21 protein-coding genes are annotated in these 19,624 nt (G+C 39.6%); 15 read left to right on the top strand and 6 right to left on the bottom strand.

All coding sequences use genetic code 11. The features are described 5' to 3' along the window. Positions 1–28: 28 nt before the first annotated feature. The 4 genes from EL079_RS05955 to EL079_RS05940 all read right to left on the bottom strand — a co-directional run bounded on the left by EL079_RS05955 (position 29) and on the right by EL079_RS05940 (position 4,059). Complete coding sequence (locus EL079_RS05955; protein WP_003033774.1) at positions 29–940, bottom strand: PTS system mannose/fructose/sorbose family transporter subunit IID; 912 nt, start codon at positions 938–940, stop codon at positions 29–31. A 19-nt stretch (positions 941–959) separates the two neighbouring features. Then, the gene (locus EL079_RS05950) at positions 960–1,763 is read right to left on the bottom strand and encodes a PTS mannose/fructose/sorbose transporter subunit IIC (protein WP_003033793.1); all 804 of its coding nucleotides are present in this window, start codon (positions 1,761–1,763) and stop codon (positions 960–962) included. A 17-nt stretch (positions 1,764–1,780) separates the two neighbouring features. Continuing rightward, positions 1,781–2,770 carry a PTS sugar transporter subunit IIB gene (locus tag EL079_RS05945; RefSeq protein ID WP_004344531.1) on the bottom strand — a complete coding sequence of 330 codons (990 nt, stop codon included), beginning with the start codon at positions 2,768–2,770 and terminating at the stop codon, positions 1,781–1,783. A 476-nt stretch (positions 2,771–3,246) separates the two neighbouring features. After that, positions 3,247–4,059, bottom strand: coding sequence for a Cof-type HAD-IIB family hydrolase (locus EL079_RS05940; RefSeq protein WP_004224970.1), 813 nt, complete (start codon positions 4,057–4,059; stop codon positions 3,247–3,249). Positions 4,060–4,165: 106 nt separating this feature from the next. Between EL079_RS05940 and EL079_RS05935 the strand changes: the two genes are divergently transcribed. The 5 genes from EL079_RS05935 to lytR all read left to right on the top strand — a co-directional run bounded on the left by EL079_RS05935 (position 4,166) and on the right by lytR (position 8,737). Beyond that, positions 4,166–4,765 carry a DUF1361 domain-containing protein gene (locus EL079_RS05935; protein ID WP_004224997.1) on the top strand — a complete coding sequence of 200 codons (600 nt, stop codon included), beginning with the start codon at positions 4,166–4,168 and terminating at the stop codon, positions 4,763–4,765. Positions 4,766–4,883: 118 nt separating this feature from the next. Then, the gene (locus EL079_RS05930) at positions 4,884–6,323 is read left to right on the top strand and encodes an NCS2 family permease (RefSeq protein WP_004225012.1); all 1,440 of its coding nucleotides are present in this window, start codon (positions 4,884–4,886) and stop codon (positions 6,321–6,323) included. Between the two features lie 337 nt (positions 6,324–6,660). After that, positions 6,661–7,101 carry a tRNA (adenosine(37)-N6)-threonylcarbamoyltransferase complex ATPase subunit type 1 TsaE gene (gene tsaE, locus EL079_RS05920; RefSeq protein ID WP_004344533.1) on the top strand — a complete coding sequence of 147 codons (441 nt, stop codon included), beginning with the start codon at positions 6,661–6,663 and terminating at the stop codon, positions 7,099–7,101. Next, on the top strand, positions 7,094–7,615 hold the full coding sequence (locus tag EL079_RS05915) for a GNAT family N-acetyltransferase (RefSeq protein WP_003033089.1): 522 nt from the start codon (positions 7,094–7,096) through the stop codon (positions 7,613–7,615). Before tsaE ends, EL079_RS05915 begins: the two co-directional genes overlap by 8 nt. A gap of 6 nt (positions 7,616–7,621) precedes the next feature. Next, positions 7,622–8,737 carry a glycopolymer--peptidoglycan transferase LytR gene (gene lytR, locus EL079_RS05910; RefSeq protein ID WP_004224985.1) on the top strand — a complete coding sequence of 372 codons (1,116 nt, stop codon included), beginning with the start codon at positions 7,622–7,624 and terminating at the stop codon, positions 8,735–8,737. Positions 8,738–8,783: 46 nt separating this feature from the next. Here the strand turns inward: lytR and EL079_RS05905 are convergent, their stop codons facing one another. Then, the gene (locus EL079_RS05905) at positions 8,784–9,071 is read right to left on the bottom strand and encodes a hypothetical protein (protein WP_004224964.1); all 288 of its coding nucleotides are present in this window, start codon (positions 9,069–9,071) and stop codon (positions 8,784–8,786) included. Positions 9,072–9,080: 9 nt separating this feature from the next. Continuing rightward, entirely contained in the window at positions 9,081–9,491 is a 411-nt protein-coding gene (locus EL079_RS05900) for an HIT family protein (protein WP_004344535.1), read from the bottom strand. Between the two features lie 68 nt (positions 9,492–9,559). Between EL079_RS05900 and EL079_RS05895 the strand changes: the two genes are divergently transcribed. The 10 genes from EL079_RS05895 (at position 9,560) to infB (ending at position 19,546) form a co-directional block, all read left to right on the top strand. Further along, the gene (locus EL079_RS05895; protein WP_004344524.1) at positions 9,560–10,291 is read left to right on the top strand and encodes an ABC transporter ATP-binding protein; all 732 of its coding nucleotides are present in this window, start codon (positions 9,560–9,562) and stop codon (positions 10,289–10,291) included. Further along, positions 10,288–11,334 (top strand): ABC transporter permease, encoded by a 1,047-nt coding sequence (locus EL079_RS05890; protein WP_004225005.1) that lies wholly within the window; start codon positions 10,288–10,290, stop codon positions 11,332–11,334. Before EL079_RS05895 ends, EL079_RS05890 begins: the two co-directional genes overlap by 4 nt. A 50-nt stretch (positions 11,335–11,384) precedes the next feature. After that, complete coding sequence (gene ccrZ / locus EL079_RS05885; RefSeq protein ID WP_003043230.1) at positions 11,385–12,182, top strand: cell cycle regulator CcrZ; 798 nt, start codon at positions 11,385–11,387, stop codon at positions 12,180–12,182. After that, the gene (trmB, locus tag EL079_RS05880; protein WP_003033795.1) at positions 12,179–12,814 is read left to right on the top strand and encodes a tRNA (guanosine(46)-N7)-methyltransferase TrmB; all 636 of its coding nucleotides are present in this window, start codon (positions 12,179–12,181) and stop codon (positions 12,812–12,814) included. Before ccrZ ends, trmB begins: the two co-directional genes overlap by 4 nt. 616 nt (positions 12,815–13,430) lie before the next feature. Beyond that, a complete protein-coding gene (locus EL079_RS05875) occupies positions 13,431–14,120 on the top strand; it encodes a VIT1/CCC1 transporter family protein (RefSeq protein ID WP_026248194.1) in 690 nt (229 codons plus the stop codon). Between the two features lie 250 nt (positions 14,121–14,370). Next, positions 14,371–14,859: a ribosome maturation factor RimP gene (rimP, locus tag EL079_RS05870; protein WP_004224979.1), complete on the top strand. Its 489-nt coding sequence runs from the start codon at positions 14,371–14,373 to the stop codon at positions 14,857–14,859. Positions 14,860–14,909: 50 nt separating this feature from the next. Next, entirely contained in the window at positions 14,910–16,103 is a 1,194-nt protein-coding gene (nusA, locus tag EL079_RS05865; RefSeq protein ID WP_004344529.1) for a transcription termination factor NusA, read from the top strand. A 12-nt stretch (positions 16,104–16,115) separates the two neighbouring features. Next, positions 16,116–16,412: an RNase P modulator RnpM gene (gene rnpM / locus EL079_RS05860; protein WP_003025961.1), complete on the top strand. Its 297-nt coding sequence runs from the start codon at positions 16,116–16,118 to the stop codon at positions 16,410–16,412. After that, positions 16,405–16,704, top strand: coding sequence for a YlxQ-related RNA-binding protein (locus EL079_RS05855; protein ID WP_004224973.1), 300 nt, complete (start codon positions 16,405–16,407; stop codon positions 16,702–16,704). The genes rnpM and EL079_RS05855 overlap by 8 nt, the downstream gene beginning before the upstream one ends. 16 nt (positions 16,705–16,720) lie before the next feature. Continuing rightward, entirely contained in the window at positions 16,721–19,546 is a 2,826-nt protein-coding gene (gene infB, locus EL079_RS05850) for a translation initiation factor IF-2 (RefSeq protein WP_004224991.1), read from the top strand. The last annotated feature ends 78 nt before the right edge of the window (positions 19,547–19,624 follow it).

Below are 19,624 nucleotides of genomic sequence, written 5' to 3'. Positions count from 1 at the left end.
AAGAAGGCCGAAACCTTCTTTTTGTTGTTTACATAATTCCGAAGAAGCGTGCCACAATACCAACGATGAAGAGACCGATGATAATTGTGATTGGAGAAACTTTTTTCTTAAGTAACCACATGCATAGAAATGTAAGAAGAAGGCCCATCAAGCCAGGAATTAAAGCATCTAACTGTCCTTGAAGTGTTTGAGCTTGTATTTTATCAAGTCCAAGACCACTATTTACTTGACCAAGGATATCATGTAATTGTTGACCAGTAACATTTCCTTTAGGGAATTCAATGTAAGCACCTTTAGACAAAGTCTTAGAAGGAAGTCCTACCGTAAAGGCAATGTTTACCCAACGTTCAACAAGAACGGCGATGATGAACATACCGAGGATTGAAGCTCCTTTGGTGATGTCTTGAAGAATACCACCTGACATGTCTTTTGTAATTTCAGAACCAGCTTTGTAGCCAAGTTCTTGAGTGTACCATAAGAAGGCCATACGGATAAGATTCCAAAGTACGAAGAAGAGGATTGGCCCCATCACGTTACCTGCCATAGCAAGTGAGGCACCAAGAGCACCGAGGATAGGACGAACGGTAAACCAGAAGACTGGGTCACCGATACCAGCAAGAGGTCCCATCATACCGATTTTAACCCCCTGAATAGCAGTGTTGTCAATTTCAGCACCGTTAGCCTTTTCTTCTTCAAGGGCAAGTGTCACACCAATGATAGGCGCAGCTACGTATGGGTGAGTATTAAAGAATTCCAAGTGACGTTCAAGAGCCGCAGCACGGTCTTCCTTAGAAGTGTAAAGTTTTTTGATAGCTGGGATAAGTGCATACGCCCAACCTAAGTTTTGCATCCGTTCATAGTTCCAAGAACCTTGCAAGAAAGTTGAACGCCACCAAACTTTTTGACGATCTGATTTTGATAATTGAATTTTTTCTGTCATGGTATTAGTAGCTCCTTTCTTAGTAGTCTTCTAAAATATCACCAATTGGGTCATTTGATGTAGCAGAACCGCCACCACCATTTCCGCCTTTTTTAGAAAGGTTGATGTAAATCAAGGCAATTGCGACACCAATAGTACCCATAGCAATAAGAGTAAGGTTTGATAAAGCTGCAAGTGCAAAACCGATAGCAAAGAATGGCCATACTTCGCGAGTTGCCATCATGTTGATAACCATCGCGTAACCAACGGCAACGACCATACCACCACCGACAGCCATACCACCTGACAACCAAGCAGGCATAGCATTCAAGACACCTTGAACAACTGATGTTGGAACTGCAAGAAGAAGAGCAGCAGGAATAGCAATACGAAGACCTTGAAGAAGAAGTGCAACTAAGTGAGTACGTTCTACAGCACCGATGTTACCTTCTTTAGCAGCAGCATCAGCACCGTGAACAAGACCTACTGAAATTGTACGAACAATCATTGTAAGGAAGAGACCTGCAACTGCAAGAGGGATAGCAGTTGTATAAGCGAAACTGATACCTTTATCAGTGAAGTCGCCACCTTGTACCATGATGATTGCAGATGCTACAGAAGCAAGTGCAGCATCAGGAGCAACGGCAGCACCAATGTTTGCCCAACCAAGAGCAATCATTTGAAGTGTACCACCAAGGATGACACCTGCTTCCAAGTGTCCTGTTACAAGACCAATCAAGGTACAAGCAACAAGTGGTTGGTGGAATTGAAATTGGTCCAAGATTCCTTCGAGTCCAGCAAGAAAGGCAACGAAGACCACTAAAATCATAGAAATAATTGACATATTCTAAATCCTTTCCATTATTGAACGTTGGCTTTTTTAATTAAGTCAAACAAATCTTTTTTGGAGTCATTTGGCACTTTACGTACGTCAAATTCCACTCCGAGGTCACGCAATTTTTCAAAGGTTGCAACATCGTCTTTGTCCATTGACAAAACGTTATTGACCATTGTTTTACCAGTTGAGTGAGCCATTGAGCCAACATTGAGTGTTTTGATATCGACACCGCCTTCAACAGCACGGAGTGCATCTTGAGGAGTTTCAAAAAGAATTAGTGCATGTGTGTTACCAAAACGAGGGTCTTTTGCTACCGCAATCAATTTGTCAATTGGGACAACATTTGCTTTGACATTACCAGGAGCAGCTTGTTTGATTAACTCTTTACGAAGTTTATCAGCTGATACGGAGTCAGAAGCAACGATGATACGGTCTGCTTTAGAATCTGGTGTCCAAGCAGTTGCAACTTGACCGTGAAGAAGACGTGTATCGATACGAGCAAGATTGATTTTCAACTTGCCATCGCCGATAACGGTTCCTTCTGGAATGGCAGCTTGAGCAGTTGGTGCAGCCGGTGCACTTGCTACCTCAGCTACAGGATTTAGTTCTTCAGGAAGAGCTTTCACTCCGTCCTTGGCTTCTTTGATGATGTTTGCGGCAACAGCGTCAACGCCAGCATTGGCATCCATCATTCGTTCTGTATAAGCTTGAATCAACATTGGCAGATTCAAACCTGTAATGATCGCGAACTTACGGTCAGGATTTTCACCCATTACGCGGCTAGCTTGGTTAAATGGAGAGCCACTCCAAAGGTCAGCCAAAACTAGAACTTCATCGTTCGCGTCAAAAGCAGCCACAGCGTCATTGAACTTAGCATACAAATCATCAGGACCTTCGTTTGGCATAAAAGTTACAACTTGAACTTTTTCTTGCTCACCAAAAATCATAGAACCTGATTGATGAATACCCGCAGCAAATTCACCATGGCTTGCAATAATGATTCCGATACTCATTATTGTCTTTCCTCCTTATAAAATGTTTGACTTAAGTTTAAGAAAAATTTAAGACTATTTAAGTATAAAACGTTTTCATGAAAAATGCAATAGTTTGAGCTAAAAAAATCAAAATCTTTCATATTTTTGACAGATTGTAAACGGACAAAACTAGCCATTTAAACAATATATTAACCTTGAAAAACGATTGGAAAAATAATGAAAATTTTGAAAAAATAATTCTATCTACATGAATTATTAAATAAGAAAGAGGAAAATCAATAAAAAATCTAGAAACATTTTAAATTTAAAAAACAAAATTTATAATATTCAATTTATAGCATAAATAAACTGATAGGAAATAATTGAAAATCAACAGCTGATGAGACCGCCCCATGATTGCTAGTGCACAATCAGTCGTAGAAAAATGAAATCTGGGAAGATTACGTGTAAATATTAAAGAGTCAGGCAGAAAACCTGTCCAACTCTAAGTTTCATTATAAAAATAGTTTCAATAATTGATGAGCGACTCCGTCTTGATCATTGGTCAGCGGTAGTTGCTCATCTGCGTAAGGAAGAAGTGTTTGGCTAGCGTTTTTCATGGCATAGCCAGTACCGGCAAAAGCTAACATCTCTGTATCATTGTGCTCGTCACCAAAAGCAATCAAATCTTTTCGCTCCACGTTCAGAACCTCTAATAAATGTTTCAAAGCAAAAGCTTTGTTGACGCCTTTTGGAGTGCATTCAAGGATATTGAGCGGACCGCCCCAAGTGTTGATAGATAATTGTTGTTGATAAAATTGATTCAACTCATCCGCTAAAGCGTATTTATCATTGGCATGCGTTTGCAAAAGGATACAGTTGGGATTTTTGGTAACCAATTCTGGATTAAATTGATTTTCCGGTTGAAAAGATTCTACACCAAATAATTTCGGGTCGGCAATCGTTTCATTGGGGGCTGTGATATAAAATTTCTTTCGATATTCTCCAGCAATGAAGTCTGCTTCAATCTCTTCCTTCCTTTTGACAATGTCTAATAGATATTCTTTATCTAAAGTGATACATCTTTCCTGTTGCCATTTTTTCTCCGGAATATGGGTCAAAGAGCCATTAAAGTTGATCATTGGAGTGTGTAGCTCCAATTCTTTATAAAATTCCCGTGCCATTCGATAAGGGCGTCCAGTTGTGATGACAACATGATGTCCTTTTTTAGAAATTTTTTTAATTGTTTCTTTTGTAAATTCAGATAGTTTGCTGTCAGAATTGAGCAAGGTTCCGTCTAAATCTACTGCAATTACTTTTTTTGTCATAGTCTACTCTTTCATTTGTGCTGTTTTCTATTATAGCAGATTTTAAGATGAAAGTGCAGAATTTGTGATATAATGTTTTCTTATATAATGAAGGAGGACATCGAGTATGCGTAAAACAATTATCATTCATATTTTCTTTGCAATCATTTCTGCTATCGTTTATGTCGAAGGAATTTTAACGAAGGGGCCGGATTTGATCTGGAATATGTTTTTAGCTTTGATTGCCTATGATACAGCTTTTCTAGCCATTCAATTTAAGAAAAAATGGTTTTTCTTACCTGTAGCAATTCTTTGGCTGATGTTTTATCCCAATACGTTCTATATGATTACAGACTTGGTACACATGCACTGGGTGAGTGATACCTTGTGGAACCGAGAAAGTCTGCATCTTTTTATGGCCTTTGTTCCAAGTATTTTCTTCGGGGTTCTATGCGGAATAGAGAGCTGGAATTTGATTTCGGGCTATTTGAAGCTCAAATGGTGGCTGGAATATTTGGCTATTGGAGCTGTCTCATTTTTATCGAGTCTCGCGATTTACATTGGTCGCTATGATCGGCTCAATTCTTGGGATCTAGTCAGTCATCCTAAATTAGTCTTTGAGCGATTGACAGCTGCTTTGCAAAGGGAGCGCCTGCTATTCATTTTAGGGTTTACCTTTATTCAAATCATGTCCTTGGTCTTTTTGAGTAAAAATCAGTCTAAATAAAGATTTTCTGTATAAAACATTGAATTAATTTGTTTGTTTTTAAAACTTCTATTGAAATCGTGAATATTTTGTGATATTATATCTACTATCGTTCGTAAAATTTAAGGAGATTTTAAAAATGGACAAGTTTTTTAAACTAAAAGAGAACGGTACGACTGTTCGTACAGAAGTTCTTGCTGGTTTAACCACTTTCTTTGCAATGAGTTATATTCTCTTTGTCAACCCTGAAATGCTTAGTCAAACAGGCATGCCAGCACAAGGTGTTTTCTTGGCGACCATCATTGGGACTGTTGCAGGGACGCTGATGATGGCTGTATATGCCAACATTCCTTACGCTCAGGCGCCTGGTATGGGACTGAATGCTTTCTTTACTTATACCGTTGTGTTTGCACTGGGGTATACTTGGCAAGAAGCACTTGCCATGGTTTTCCTTTGTGGGATTATCAGCATTATTGTTACGCTAACCAAAGTTCGTACAATTATTATTCATGCAATTCCAGAAAGTTTAAAGTATGCTATTTCTGGTGGGATTGGGATTTTTCTAGCTTATATCGGAGTGAAAAAAGCAGGACTTTTGAAATTTTCAATCGATCCGGGAACATATACTGTTGCGGGAAAAGGCGCTGATAAAGCACAAGCAGCTATTACAGCTAATGGAATGGCAACGCCGGGCTTGGTAGATTTTAACAACCCAGCTGTTCTTGTAGCTTTGTTTGGAATTTTCATCACCATTTTCTTTGTTCTCAAACGCATTCGCGGAGGGATTGTTCTCTCCATTGCGGCAACCACAATCGTAGCCATTTTGGTAGGGGTCGTAGACCTTTCAAAAATCAATTTTGCTTCCAATAATATCGGTGCTGCTGTTCAGGATTTAGGAAAGATTTTTGGTGCGGCACTAGGTAAAGATGGCTTGCTGGCTTTATTTGCAAAACCAGCTCGCATTCCAGAAGTACTTCTTGCTATTTTGGCCTTTTCATTAACAGATATTTTTGATAATATCGGAACGTTGATTAGTACAGGGCGTAAAGCAGGTATCTTTAATATTGCAGATGAAGAAGCTGCTAAAGATTCGTCTGGGCTTCAGACTAAAATGGACAAGGCGCTGTTTTCAGATATGGTTGGGACAACGATTGGTGCGATTGCAGGGACTTCAAATGTCACGACTTATGTAGAAAGTGCAGCTGGGATTGAAGCGGGAGGTCGTACTGGATTGACAGCAGTTGTCGTTGCGGCCTTGTTTGCTATTTCAAGTTTCTTTAGTCCACTTCTTGCTATTGTACCAACGGTAGCAGTAGCCCCTATTCTTATCATAGTCGGAATTATGATGCTTTCCAGCATGAAGGATATCGAATGGGATGATTTGTCAGAAGCAGTACCAGCGTTCTTTACATCTATTTTTATGGGCTTTACTTATAGTATTACTCATGGAATTGCCGCAGGATTCATCATGTATGCTTTTGTGAAAATCATCAAAGGTGAAGCCAAGGAAGTCCACCCTATTATCTGGGTATTGGATGCTTTGTTTATCCTAAATTTTATCAGTCTAGCTCTGGCTTAATGATTGAAAAAATGAGGTTGGAACGAAAGTTCCTAGCTTCAAAGCATACTGTTGAATAAATCACCGATACAGCAGTTGATTGCTCAAAGCACAGCTTTGAGGAGGCGAATAGAGATTGCGAAGCAAGTCTCAAGAATAGTTGCTTTTCAAACTCAGAAGAGTCTTTTTAACAAAAACTCTGTTTCCTTTATCCATTACCTCAATAGTCTCTCAGACTGTTGAGTATCTTTGTGGGAGTGAGACTACGAACTAAAAATTTTCAAAATGAGTTCTGTCCCACCCCTTTTTCTTTTGTCAAATTTTAGCAGAAACAGAAAAATTTTGATATAATAGTAGAATGTTTAGCCATAATGAAGATGAGTTGATGGCGTGGGGCGAGAAATTGGGTGCTTTACTCCAAAAACAAGATGTGTTGATTTTAACGGGTGATTTAGGTGCTGGGAAAACAACCTTCACCAAAGGTTTAGCGCGTGGACTGGGTATCAAACAAATGATTAAAAGTCCGACCTATACTATTGTACGAGAATATGACGGACGCCTGCCGCTTTATCATTTGGACGTTTATCGCATTGGAGAAGATCCAGATTCTATTGATTTAGATGATTTTCTCTTTGGAGATGGGGTGACGGTTATTGAATGGGGCGAATTGTTGGGAGCTAGCTTGCCAAGCGACTATCTAAAATTGACAATTCTAAGAAAAAATGATGGCCGAGAATTGGTCTTTGACGCAAAGGGTCGTCGAGCTAAAAATTTGCTTGAGGAATTTGTCAATGGCTGAGTTAGAATTGCTGATAAGAGAAGCGGAAGCTCAGGATGCCAAACATTTGGTTGATTTTCTTAATCAGGTTGGGCAAGAGTCAGATTACATGACATTAGATGACGCAGGGATTTTGATGACAGAAGAGCAGATGAGCTCTTTCATTCAACATCAAGCCGCGTCAGATAATCAGATTTATCTAATTGCACTATTAGATGATGCGATTGCTGGTCTTGTAAGTATTACGGCTGATTTTCATGAGCGGATTCGACATATTGGACAGGTCTTTATCGTGGTTAAAAGAGCATTTTGGGATCAAGGTTTAGGAAAACTTCTTTTGGAAGAGGCAATTGACTGGGCAGAGAATTCTGGAGTGATTCGACGATTAGAATTGACTGTACAAGCAAGAAATGAACGTGCTGTTCATTTGTATCAGACGTTTGGGTTTGAGATTGAGGGCATTCAAAAAAGAGGAGCCTATCTTGCAGAAGGGAAATTTCTTGATGTTTACCTAATGGGAAAACTGATAGATTAGAATAATATGTTAAAAAAAATTATCTTAATGTTTTTAAGCTTGTGTCTTGTAACGGTTGCAGGACTAGGCGTTTATGGATTTACGATTTATAACCAATCAACAGATGTATTGTCTAAGACTTACAAGAGTTTTGGGAAAGATACAGATGTCATCGCAGCTACCAAACCGCTTACCTTACTTTTAATGGGAGTGGATACCGGTAGTGGCTCTCGTTCAGATCGGTGGGCTGGAAATAGTGACTCCATGATTCTCATGACGGTCAATCCTAAAACAAAAAAGACTACGATGATGAGTTTGGAGCGGGATATTCTCACCAATATAAAAAATGGCGATGAAACCATGCAAGCAAAGCTTAATGCGGCTTATGCAAATGGTGGAGCTGAGCTAGCTATTTCCACAGTGCAAAAGATGATGAATATTCACATTGACCGCTATGTGCTTATCAATATGAAAGGTCTGGTGCAATTAGTTGATGCTGTTGGCGGTATCACGGTCAATAACACACTTGGTTTCCCTATTTCGATTGAAGAAAATGAACCAGAATACAAAGCAGTTGTTGAACCAGGGAAACAACATATCAATGGTGATCAAGCACTTGTTTATTCTCGCATGCGTTATCAAGATCCAGAAGGAGATTATGGTCGTCAAAAGCGTCAACGAGAAGTCATTCAAAAAGTGGTCCAAAAAGTGCTGAGCTTAAACAGTGTCAGCCACTATCAAGCAATTTTAAAAGCTGTTAGCAACAATATGCAGACCAATGTAGAGTTGTCTTCTGGCAGTATTCCGCAATTATTAGGTTACCAAGATGCTTTTAAAAATATTGAAAGTAAGCAATTGAAAGGTGAGGGTGCCACTTTACCAGACGGTGGATCTTACCAAATCGTCACTTCGGAGCATATGTTGGAAATGCAAAATGTTCTGAGAAAATCGCTTGGCTTGGAAGAAGTAACTAAATTGGAAACCAATGCAGTTTTATATGAAGAATTGTATGGCAGTGCTACTCCTAGTTCCAGTCAGTCAGAAAATGGCACAACAACTGGTGCTGCTGATTCTTCTGCGTATTCAAGCAATCCTTATGGAACAGATCAAAATGGACAGTATTACGGTCAATACGGACAATGACATGATAAAAAAGAATTTAGCGTGTGTCTAAATTCTTTTTTATTTCTTAGTTGATGCGAGTGTTCCAGATGTCTTGAATTTGCTGAAGTCGAGCAGTAGTGTCTTGCTCAAAAAGTTTGAATTGGTAAGTTAAATCCTGTGAAATTGTTTGTAGATTGTCTTTTTGCTCTTGAACGGCTTGGAGATTTCGTTGAATATTTTGTAGATTGTCTTGAATTCTGTCCATTAGCTCATAACTTTCAACAGCCTCGTTCATGAGTTTTTCTCTATTTTTAACAAGGCAAAAGCTGGCTGCAGCTGCACCGGTGAATAACAATAGATTACTAAGTTTCATGGTTTCTCCTTATGCTTTTGAAATTTTTTCGGCTAATTCTGCAAGAGCAGGGAAGTTTGGTTCGTGCGCTACGAAAGTCAGTTTTAAATCATCATTTTCTGTATAGCGTGGTGCTAAATGGATATGTGTATGGAAGACAGATTGACCGGCAATTTCTTCGTTGTTATTGATGATATTCATCCCCTTTGCACCAGTCGCCTTCATCACTTTACGAGCAATATCTGGAATGCGTGCAAAAAGTTGACTGGCAGCTTCACCGTCCATTTCAAGCATGTTGCGGAAATGTTTTTTAGGGACAACCAAGGTATGTCCGAGCGTTACTTGTGAGATGTCTAAAAATGCTAGAATTTCATCGTCTTCATATACTTTAGAAGCTGGAATTTCTCCTGCAATAATCTTACAAAAAATGCAATCTGCCATCAAATTTACCTCTACTTTGCTAGATTTTGTTATAATATAAGAACATTATACCAGAATTTGGAGAAAATATGTTAGAAATAAAAGGGCTTACAGGGGGCTATGTGAATATCCCTGTTTTAAAAGACATCAGTTTCACAGTAGGAAATGGGAAATTGGTGGGGTTGATTGGCTTGAATGGTGCGGGTAAATCCACTACAATCAATGAAATTATTGGACTTTTAACACCTTATAAGGGTGAAATTTTAATTGACGGTGCCAAACTGCAAGATAGTCCTACAGTTTATCGTAAGAAAATTGGTTTTATTCCGGAAACACCTAGTTTGTATGAGGAATTAACGCTGCGCGAGCATATTGAAACGGTTGCTATGGCTTATGATGTGGAGCAAAAGGTGGCTTTTGCGCGCGTGGAGAAATTATTGACGATGTTTCGCTTGAAAGAAAAATTGGATTGGTTTCCGGTGCATTTTTCTAAAGGAATGAAGCAAAAAGTCATGATTATCTGTGCATTTGTGGTTGACCCCAGCCTTTTTATCGTTGATGAACCATTTTTGGGACTTGATCCAGTTGCTATTGCTGACTTGATAGAGCTTTTGGAGGATGAAAAGGCAAAAGGCAAGTCAATTCTCATGAGTACGCATGTGCTGGATTCGGCAGAAAAGATGTGTGATTCATTCGTGATATTACATAAGGGAGAAATCCGAGCTAAAGGCAATTTAGCAGAATTACGAGCAGAATTTGCCATGCCAGAAGCTAGTCTCAATGACATTTATCTAGCTTTGACAGAAGAGGCGAGCCTATGAGAGATCTGTTTCAAAAGCGCAAACAAGTATTTCGCAATCAATGTTTGAAGTATTCGCGCTATGTTTTTAACGACCATTTTGTCCTCTTTTTATTAGTTTTTACTGGCTTTTTAGCTGTTCAATACAGTCAGTTGTTGCGAAATTTACCTTCAAATCACCTGCCAATCATTCTTGCTTTAGCAGTTCTTTTGATTTTATTGTTGCCTCTGGGACGAATCGCAACATATATGGAAAAACCAGATAGTCTATTTTTATTGGTCAAAGAAGAGGAACTAAACAGCTACTTACAAGAACAAATGCGTTCATCTTATCGATTATGGGCCTTGCTTCAAACCGTTGCGTTGTTACTATTAGCACCGCTTCTTCTTGCTTTAGGCATGCCGCTTTGGGGCTGGTTTATTCTTGTTTTTCTTATGTTGCTAGCAAAATGGTTTATCTTTTTGCAAAAAAGCCAGAAATTTTACCAAGGTGCAGGGGTGAATTGGGGCTATCTCATTGCTTACGAAGAAAGACGAAAACAGACGATTCTGCGTTTCTTTGCTCTCTTTACCAATGTTAAGGGAATTTCCAATAGCGTAAAACGCCGAGCATATCTTGATGGTTTGACGAATATTCTACCAAAAAGACAGTCAACTACTTGGCAAAATATGTATTTGCGTTCTTATTTGCGCAATGGTGATTTTCTTGCCTTGACTATACGGTTGCTGTTTCTGTCTCTTTTGGGAATTGGTTTTATCAGTCAATCGTGGATTGCTGCCATATTTGTGGCATTGTTAAATTATCTCCTGCTATTTCAGTTGACAGCCTTGTACCATGCCTTTGATTACCAATATTTGACGTTCTTATTCCCTTTAGAAATCAACTCAAAGTTAAAAGGAGTGAAACAAGTGATTGCTCTTATTGGCTACAGCGTGCTTTTTGTGGAAACAATGATGGCTTTGCTGTTTTTCCAAGATAGAGTAGCTTTGCTTTTTATGATAGGAATCACATTGCTACTCTATGTCATTTATTTACCATTCAAATTAAGAAGTTTGGTTGACTAAAGGAAGTAAAATTAGTAAAATAGATAGGAAACTTTTTACGGAGGGGAACAATGGACTTGGTTGATAATGAGCTAACTCTGACACCAATTGCAGGTAAAAGTGGGAAAGCCTACATGGGCACCTATCCAGATGGGGCGCGCGTTTTCGTCAAGATGAACACGACCCCAATCTTAGTAGGTTTGGCTAGAGAACAAATCGCACCGCAATTATTGTGGAGTCGTCGCATGGCAGACGGCAATGTCATGAGTGCACAGGAATGGCTATCAGGAAAAATTTTGACGCCGACTGAAATGGACAAAAAACAAATTGTAAATATTTTGACACGGCTACATCGTTCACGTCCTTTGATGACACAGTTGCGTCGGTTGGGGTATTCCTTGGAGACGCCAGCAGATTTATTGGAATCTTGGTTAGAACACGCACCATTGGCAATTGGAAATAATCATTACTTACGGTCGGTTTTAAATGATATGCGTAGTCATTTACCACAATTTCGCGAGGATCATGCAACGATTGTGCATGGCGATGTGCGTCATAGTAACTGGATTGAGACAGATAGTGGATTGGTGTATTTAGTAGATTGGGATTCTGTTCGATTGACAGATCGTATGTTTGATGTGGCTCATATATTAAGCCATTATATTCCAGAGGTGCGTTGGAAAGAATGGTTGACCTACTATGGCTATCGCTATAATGAAACGGTATTGAAGAAATTATACTGGTATGGTCAGTATGCTTACCTATGTCAGATTGCGAAGTATTATGAAAATGCAGACTTGGAAAATGTGAATCGGGAGATTTATGCCTTGCGCAACTTCCGCTCAAAATACGGAAGAAAGGTGTCATGAGAGTTAGAAATCGCAAAGGCGCAACGGAATTACTAGAAGCAAACCCGCAATATGTGATTTTAAATCCTGCTGAAGCAAAGGGCAAGTGGCATGAGATTTTTGGGAATAAGCACCCTATTCATATTGAAGTGGGAAGTGGAAAGGGTGCGTTTGTTTCAGAAATGGCAAAAGCTCATCCAGAAATTAACTATATCGGAATTGATATTCAAAAATCCGTTTTGAGTTACGCTTTGGATAAGGTTTTAGCAACTGATGTTCCCAATATCAAGCTCCTTTGGGTAGATGGTTCTGATTTGACCAACTACTTTGAAAATGGAGAGATTGATCGTTTGTATCTGAATTTTTCTGATCCTTGGCCCAAGAAACGCCATGAAAAACGGCGCTTGACCTACAAATCTTTTCTCGATACCTTTAAGCAAATTTTACCAGAACATGGTGAGATTCATTTCAAAACAGATAATCGTGGTCTTTTTGAATATAGCTTAGTGAGCTTTTCTCAATACGGGATGAAACTAAATGGTGTTTGGTTAGATTTACACGCGAGCGACTTTGAAGATAATGTGCTGACAGAGTACGAGAAAAAATTTGTCAACAAAGGTCAAGTCATCTATCGGGTCGAGGCGGAGTTTTAAGGTGAAATAGATAATTGAAAGAGGCTGGGCAAAAAGTATCCCAGCTTCTATCAGATTTAGTAATAAACGAATAACGCAGTAGGTGATTGGGCTCTTCATTCGCTGTTCAAGCTCGGAAGAACACTTTTGGCGAAAACTTCGTTTTCTTCATCTGCAACCTTAAACAGCTTGATAACTGTTTAAGCACCCTTGCGGGGGTGGGACTACGAACTAAAAATTTTCAATTTTTAGTTCTGTCCCACTCCCTTTTCTGATTTTCAGGAGAAAAGATTGCTAAAAAACAAGAGGAGCAAAAGAATGTCTCAAGCGACAAAATGAACTTTAGAAGCTTCATTTAAACATTTTGTTATAAAAACTATTAACAAAATTTACGATTCAGGACATTGTAGAAGATTGTGGTATCAATCGGATGACCTTTTATCATATATATGTGTGTGATTTGGTAGAATGGTCTTGTTTTGAGCTTGCTAAAAAGTAAAACGTTGCTGTCTAAGTAGATGTTCAAGAAATTTTATTAAATAGTAGAACTTTTCTCATTTTGTTCTTTTCTCTTGTGCTTGATTAAGTTTTTATTTATAATAATTCTAAATAAAGAGAAAAGAGAAGGTTGACGATGATGAGAGAACAAGAGATTGATAAGAATTTTAGCGGTCGGCTTAATATTTTGCGAGCTGGAGTATTGGGGGCCAATGATGGTATTATTTCTATCGCGGGTGTGGTAATAGGGGTAGCAAGTGCAACAGAAAGTATTTGGATTATCTTTCTTTCTGGGTTAGCAGCAGTCTTTGCGGGAGCTTTTTCCATGGCAGGTGGTGAATATGTATCTGTCTCCACTCAAAAGGATACGGAGGAGGCCGCAGTTGTCAGAGAGCGAGATCTTTTAATGAAAAATCCAGATATTGCTAGGCAGTCGCTCTATGCAGCTTATATCCAGAATGGCGAGTGTGAGACTTCTGCCCAGCTTTTAACGAATCGAGCTTTTTTAAAGGATCCTCTCAAAGCTTTGGTAGCGGAAAAGTATGGTATTGAAGTGGAAGAATTTACTAATCCTTGGCATGCAGCAATTTCCAGCTTTATCGCTTTTGTAGCAGGAGCTATCTTTCCCATGCTGAGCATTGTCTTCTTTTCTGCTAGTTATAGAATTCCGGCGACAGTAGTCATCGTTGCTTTATCGCTATTGGGAACGGGATACACCAGTGCCAAGTTAGGAAAAGCACCGATAAAAAATGCCATGATTCGAAACTTAGTCATTGGACTTTTGACTATGACAGTAACTTATCTTGTAGGTCAATTATTTGCTATTTAATTTCGAAATAAAAAACCTTTATGAGGAGTGATTTTGATTGTAGGTTATTCTATTTGACTTTATAGTCAATTCTTTTTAGAATTATCTGTCAACCACAATGCTGAAATCAATCAATTTTCTTACGATTGATAAGTATAATAGCATCAAATAAAATACAAGAATAAATTTTCTTGTATTTTCCTTTTTCTTATGCTATAATGTAGATAATAAATATGAAAGAGAGGCGAGGAAATATCTTCGCCTCTTATCTGTGAGGAGGTGTAGTCTTATCACAACGATTGTCAAATTAGTAAAAGAAGTTGTTGAACCAGTCGTTCAAGAACCGTATGAATTAGTGGATATTGAGTACGGTAAGATGGGGAGCGACCATGTTCTTAGTATTTTTGTAGATAAGCCGGGAGGAATTACTGTAAATGATACGGCAGAATTGACGGACATCATCAGTCCACTTTTAGATATGATTAAGCCGGATCCCTTTCCTGAACAGTATTTTCTTGAAGTAACTAGCCCAGGGTTGGAACGTCCGCTGAAAACGAAAGAACAATTAGCAGATGCAGTTGGGCAATATATCCATGTTAGTCTGTATCAAGCAGTTGATAAAAGTAAAACCTTTGAAGGAACATTGCTTTCTTTTGAGGAAGATCATTTAACAATGGAATATAGGGATAAGACGCGTAAGAAAGTTGTTCAAATTCCTTACAGACTAGTATCTAAAGCAAGATTAGCAGTCAAATTTTAGCAAGAATAAAAAGAAAGGATTGCTTTTGTTTCCGCAAAAGCTAAAAAGACATGAGTAAAGAAATGCTAGAGGCCTTCCGTATTTTGGAAGAAGACAAAGGGATCAAAAAAGAAGACATTATCGAAGCAGTGACTGAGTCACTTCGTTCAGCTTATCGTCGCCGTTATGGTCAGTCAGATAGTGCAGCTATTGAATTTAATGAAAAAACAGGAGATTTTCGTGTCTATACGGTTCGTGAAGTGGTGGACGAAGTTTTTGATAGCCGTTTGGAAATCAGCTTAAAAGATGCTCTTGCTATTAGCTCGGCTTATGAACTTGGTGATAAAATCAAATTTGAAGAAGCACCGGCTGAATTTGGTCGGGTAGCAGCTCAATCTGCTAAGCAAACAATTATGGAAAAAATGCGCAAACAAACGCGGGCAATTACTTACAATAAGTACAAAGAACATGAGAATGAAATCATGTCAGGAACAGTCGAACGTTTTGACAATCGTTTCATCTATGTCAATCTTGGCAGCATTGAAGCGCAGTTGTCTAAACAAGACCAAATTCCTGGAGAAGTCTTTGCTTCACACGACCGCATTGAAGTTTTTGTTTATAAGGTTGAGGACAATCCTCGCGGTGTGAATGTTTTTGTTAGCCGTAGTCATCCGGAAATGATTAAACGTTTAATGGAGCAGGAAATTCCAGAAGTTTATGACGGAACAGTTGAAATCATGAGTGTTTCTCGTGAAGCAGGTGATCGGACTAAGGTTGCTGTACGCAGTCACAATCCCAATGTAGATGCAATTGGTACAATCGTTGGACGTGGTGGCGCAAACATCAAGAAAATCACTAGCAAGTTTCATCCTGCTAAGTATGATGCAAAATCAGCCCGTATGATTCCTATTGAAGAAAACATCGATGTGATTGAGTGGGTAGCAGATCCTGCTGAATTCATCTACAATGCGATTGCTCCGGCAGAAGTGGATCAAGTTATCTTTGACAGTCAAGATAGCAAGCATGCTCTTGTCGTTGTGCCAGATAACAAATTGTCTCTTGCAATCGGTCGTCGCGGACAAAACGTACGCTTGGCAGCTCATTTGACAGGTTACAGAATTGACATCAAATCTGCAAGTGAATTTGAAGCTATGGAAGAAGCTGGTGAACTCGGCGGATTTGCTGAAGAAGTAGAAGAATTTGCAGCAGTTGAAAATCCTGTAGAAACAGAATTTGTAGAAAGTGAAGTTGAAGCAGCAGACTAAAGGAGGGAAAGAATGGCAAAAACAAGAAAAATCCCTTTACGAAAATCAGTAGTTTCTAACGAAATCATTGACAAGCGTGATTTACTCCGCATTGTCAAAAACAAAGAAGGTCAAATTTTCATTGATCCAACAGGCAAGGCGAACGGACGTGGAGCTTATATCAAACTTGATAATGAAGAAGCGCTTCAAGCTAAGCAAAAACGAGTCTTTAATCGCAGTTTCAATATGGAAGTGGAAGACGATTTTTACGATGAGCTGATTGCTTACGTGGATCATAAAGTTAAAAGAAGAGAGCTAGGTCTTGAATAAACAAAAATTAGCCAGTTTACTTGGACTGGCACAACGAGCAGGTCGCATCATATCAGGTGAAGAACTGGTTGTTAAGGCAATACAAGATAAGAAAGCAAAGTTAGTCTTTTTATCCAATGATGCTGCTCCAAATTTGACCAAGAAAATTACTGATAAAAGTCATTATTACAAAGTAGAAGTATCAACCGTGTTTTCAACACTGGAATTAAGCACCGCAGTAGGCAAGGCAAGAAAAGTGCTTGCCATCACTGATGCTGGATTTACAAAGAAAATGAGGTCTCTTATGGAATAGAAGAGGAGGACAAGATTTGTCTAAAGTAAGATTGTACGAAATCGCGAAAGAGCTGGGGAAAGAAAGCAAGGAAATTGTGGCGCGTGCAAAAGAGCTTGGTATTGAGGTAAAAAGTCATGCCAGCAGCGTGGAAAGTGAAATAGCAACACGTATCACAGCTAGCTTTTCTCAAGCAGCAGCTCCTAAAAAAGAAACGACTCAATCGTTGCCTAAAGAGCAACCGTCAGCTTCAACGGCAGTGAAAGAAACGACCGAGGCTGAGAAGAAAGCAGAGCCGAAGGCAGTAGCTCCGACGCAAAAGTCGGAAGTGGAAATGAAGTCGGCGCCTGCAAAACCAAAAAGTCGTAATTTTAAGGCTGAACGAGAGGCAAGAGCAAAAGAGCAAGCAGAACGACGGAATAAACAGCGAGACAATCGTCCGCAAAAACAACAAAATGGGGACAAACGAAATCGAGATGAGCGCAATCAGCGTAATGATCGAAGCAATCAAAATCGCAATGACCGAGGAAATCGCAACGAACAACGCGACAATCGCAATCATCGGAACCAAGATAATCGTCACCAAGGGCAAAATCGTTCACATGCTACAAATCAAAATCGCCCTCAAACGAATCAAGGACCACGCATTGATTTTAAAGCACGTGCAGTAGCTCTGAAAGCTGAACAAAATGCTGAATATGCTAGTGGTAGTGAAGAACGTTTCAAACAAGCTCAGGCTGCGAAAGCAGCTCAACGCGAGCAGAATAAACGGAAAGAACCTGTAGAAGAATTATTTCAAGCAGCGGCTCCTATTGTGGAAGCAACAAAGCCAGCTTCACAGCCCCAAGTTGCTCCTGAAGCGAGTCAAACTCCCGCAGTTGACACTCGTCGGAAAAAACAAGCTCGACCAGACAAGAAACGCGATGACTTTGATCGTGAAGAAGATGGTCCAAGAAAACAACAAAAGAATCGAAGCAGTCAAAATCAAGTGAGAAATCAAAAGAATAGTAATTGGAATCATAACAAGAAAAATAAAAAAGGCAAGAATAATCGGAACAATAACCAAACTCCAAAACCGGTTACAGAACGTAAATTCCATGAATTGCCAAAAGAGTTTGAATATACAGAAGGCATGACCGTTGCAGAGATTGCAAAGCGGATTAAGCGCGAACCAGCTGAAATTGTCAAGAAACTTTTTATGATGGGAGTCATGGCGACCCAAAACCAATCGTTAGATAGTGACACCATTGAACTCCTCATGGTGGATTATGGTATTGAAGCTCATGCTAAAGTTGAAGTGGACAATGCAGATATTGATCGCTTCTTTGTGGATGATGATTATCTTGATCCAGATGCCTTGGTAGAGCGTCCACCGGTTGTGACCATTATGGGACACGTTGACCACGGGAAAACAACGCTTTTGGATACCTTGCGTAATTCTCGTGTTGCTACAGGTGAAGCAGGTGGGATTACACAACATATTGGTGCTTACCAGATTGAAGAAAATGGTAAGAAAATTACCTTCCTTGATACACCAGGGCATGCGGCCTTTACTTCTATGCGGGCACGTGGTGCTTCTGTCACAGATATTACGATTCTTGTTGTGGCAGCAGATGACGGGGTAATGCCTCAAACGATTGAAGCCATTAACCACTCAAAAGCAGCAAATGTGCCAATTATTGTAGCGATTAACAAAATTGATAAGCCAGGTGCCAATCCTGAACGTGTCATCGGTGAATTAGCTGAATATGGCGTTATGTCAACTGCTTGGGGCGGTGATTCTGAATTTGTTGAAATCTCAGCGAAATTCAATCAAAATATTGAGGAGTTGCTCGAAACAGTTCTCCTTGTAGCCGAAATTCAAGAATTAAAAGCCGATCCGAATGTTCGCGCAATTGGTACGGTTATCGAAGCGCGCTTGGATAAAGGGAAAGGTGCGGTGGCAACTCTGCTCGTTCAACAAGGTACTTTGAATGTGCAGGATCCAATCGTTGTCGGAAATACCTTTGGACGTGTACGTGCCATGACCAATGACCGTGGACGCCGAGTGAAAGTTGCTGGACCGTCTACACCAGTATCTATCACGGGTCTAAATGAAACACCAATGGCTGGTGATCATTTTGCAGTGTATGAAGATGAAAAAGCAGCGCGTGCAGCTGGTGAAGAACGTGCAAAACGTGCTCTCATGAAGCAACGTCAAGCAACTCACCGTGTTAGTCTTGAAAATCTCTTTGATACCCTTAAAGCCGGTGAAGTCAAGTCTGTCAATGTTATTATCAAAGCAGATGTGCAAGGTTCTGCCGAAGCCTTGACAGCTTCCCTTCAAAAGATTGAAGTAGAAGGCGTTAAAGTCACGATTGTTCACTCAGCAGTTGGTGCTATTAACGAGTCTGACGTGACTCTTGCCGAAGCTTCAAATGCCTTTATCATTGGTTTCAACGTTCGTCCTACCCCACAAGCTCGTCAACAAGCTGAAGCAGATGACGTCGAAATGCGTCTTCACAGCATTATTTATAAAGTCATCGAAGAAGTAGAAGATGCCATGAAAGGGATGTTGGATCCAGAATACGAAGAAAAAATTATCGGTGAAGCTGTTATCCGTGAAACCTTCAAGGTTTCTAAAGTCGGTACCATTGGTGGCTTTATGGTGGTTAGCGGTAAAGTAACTCGTGATTCTAAGGTTCGTGTGATTCGTGATGGTGTTGTCATCTTTGATGGTGCGCTTGCTAGCCTCAAACATTATAAGGATGATGTGAAAGAAGTTGGCAATGGGCAAGAAGGTGGCCTCATGGTTGAGAACTACAATGACATCAAGGTTGACGACATGATTGAAGCCTACATCATGGAAGAAATCACAAAATAAAATATGAATGGAAAAGAGACAGGCTATGGTTCATTAAAGTCTGCCTCAACCTTTTTCTAAAGTAAGTGAAAGGAGATA

Source organism: Streptococcus anginosus, from assembly GCF_900636475.1.
In the GTDB taxonomy this organism is placed as follows: Bacteria; Bacillota; Bacilli; order Lactobacillales; family Streptococcaceae; genus Streptococcus; species Streptococcus anginosus.
This window is presented reverse-complemented; position numbering and strand designations above follow the sequence as displayed.

What these genes read in the sequence shown, in the direction of transcription:
- EL079_RS05955 (WP_003033774.1), bottom strand. Translation starts at nt 940, where the DNA reads ATGACAGAAAAAATTCAATTATCAAAATCAGATCGTCAAAAAGTTTGG.
- EL079_RS05950 (WP_003033793.1), bottom strand. Translation starts at nt 1,763, where the DNA reads ATGTCAATTATTTCTATGATTTTAGTGGTCTTCGTTGCCTTTCTTGCT.
- EL079_RS05945 (WP_004344531.1), bottom strand. Translation starts at nt 2,770, where the DNA reads ATGAGTATCGGAATCATTATTGCAAGCCATGGTGAATTTGCTGCGGGT.
- EL079_RS05940 (WP_004224970.1), bottom strand. Translation starts at nt 4,059, where the DNA reads ATGACAAAAAAAGTAATTGCAGTAGATTTAGACGGAACCTTGCTCAAT.
- EL079_RS05935 (WP_004224997.1), top strand. Translation starts at nt 4,166, where the DNA reads ATGCGTAAAACAATTATCATTCATATTTTCTTTGCAATCATTTCTGCT.
- EL079_RS05930 (WP_004225012.1), top strand. Translation starts at nt 4,884, where the DNA reads ATGGACAAGTTTTTTAAACTAAAAGAGAACGGTACGACTGTTCGTACA.
- tsaE (WP_004344533.1), top strand. Translation starts at nt 6,661, where the DNA reads ATGTTTAGCCATAATGAAGATGAGTTGATGGCGTGGGGCGAGAAATTG.
- EL079_RS05915 (WP_003033089.1), top strand. Translation starts at nt 7,094, where the DNA reads ATGGCTGAGTTAGAATTGCTGATAAGAGAAGCGGAAGCTCAGGATGCC.
- lytR (WP_004224985.1), top strand. Translation starts at nt 7,622, where the DNA reads ATGTTAAAAAAAATTATCTTAATGTTTTTAAGCTTGTGTCTTGTAACG.
- EL079_RS05905 (WP_004224964.1), bottom strand. Translation starts at nt 9,071, where the DNA reads ATGAAACTTAGTAATCTATTGTTATTCACCGGTGCAGCTGCAGCCAGC.
- EL079_RS05900 (WP_004344535.1), bottom strand. Translation starts at nt 9,491, where the DNA reads ATGGCAGATTGCATTTTTTGTAAGATTATTGCAGGAGAAATTCCAGCT.
- EL079_RS05895 (WP_004344524.1), top strand. Translation starts at nt 9,560, where the DNA reads ATGTTAGAAATAAAAGGGCTTACAGGGGGCTATGTGAATATCCCTGTT.
- EL079_RS05890 (WP_004225005.1), top strand. Translation starts at nt 10,288, where the DNA reads ATGAGAGATCTGTTTCAAAAGCGCAAACAAGTATTTCGCAATCAATGT.
- ccrZ (WP_003043230.1), top strand. Translation starts at nt 11,385, where the DNA reads ATGGACTTGGTTGATAATGAGCTAACTCTGACACCAATTGCAGGTAAA.
- trmB (WP_003033795.1), top strand. Translation starts at nt 12,179, where the DNA reads ATGAGAGTTAGAAATCGCAAAGGCGCAACGGAATTACTAGAAGCAAAC.
- EL079_RS05875 (WP_026248194.1), top strand. Translation starts at nt 13,431, where the DNA reads ATGAGAGAACAAGAGATTGATAAGAATTTTAGCGGTCGGCTTAATATT.
- nusA (WP_004344529.1), top strand. Translation starts at nt 14,910, where the DNA reads ATGAGTAAAGAAATGCTAGAGGCCTTCCGTATTTTGGAAGAAGACAAA.
- rnpM (WP_003025961.1), top strand. Translation starts at nt 16,116, where the DNA reads ATGGCAAAAACAAGAAAAATCCCTTTACGAAAATCAGTAGTTTCTAAC.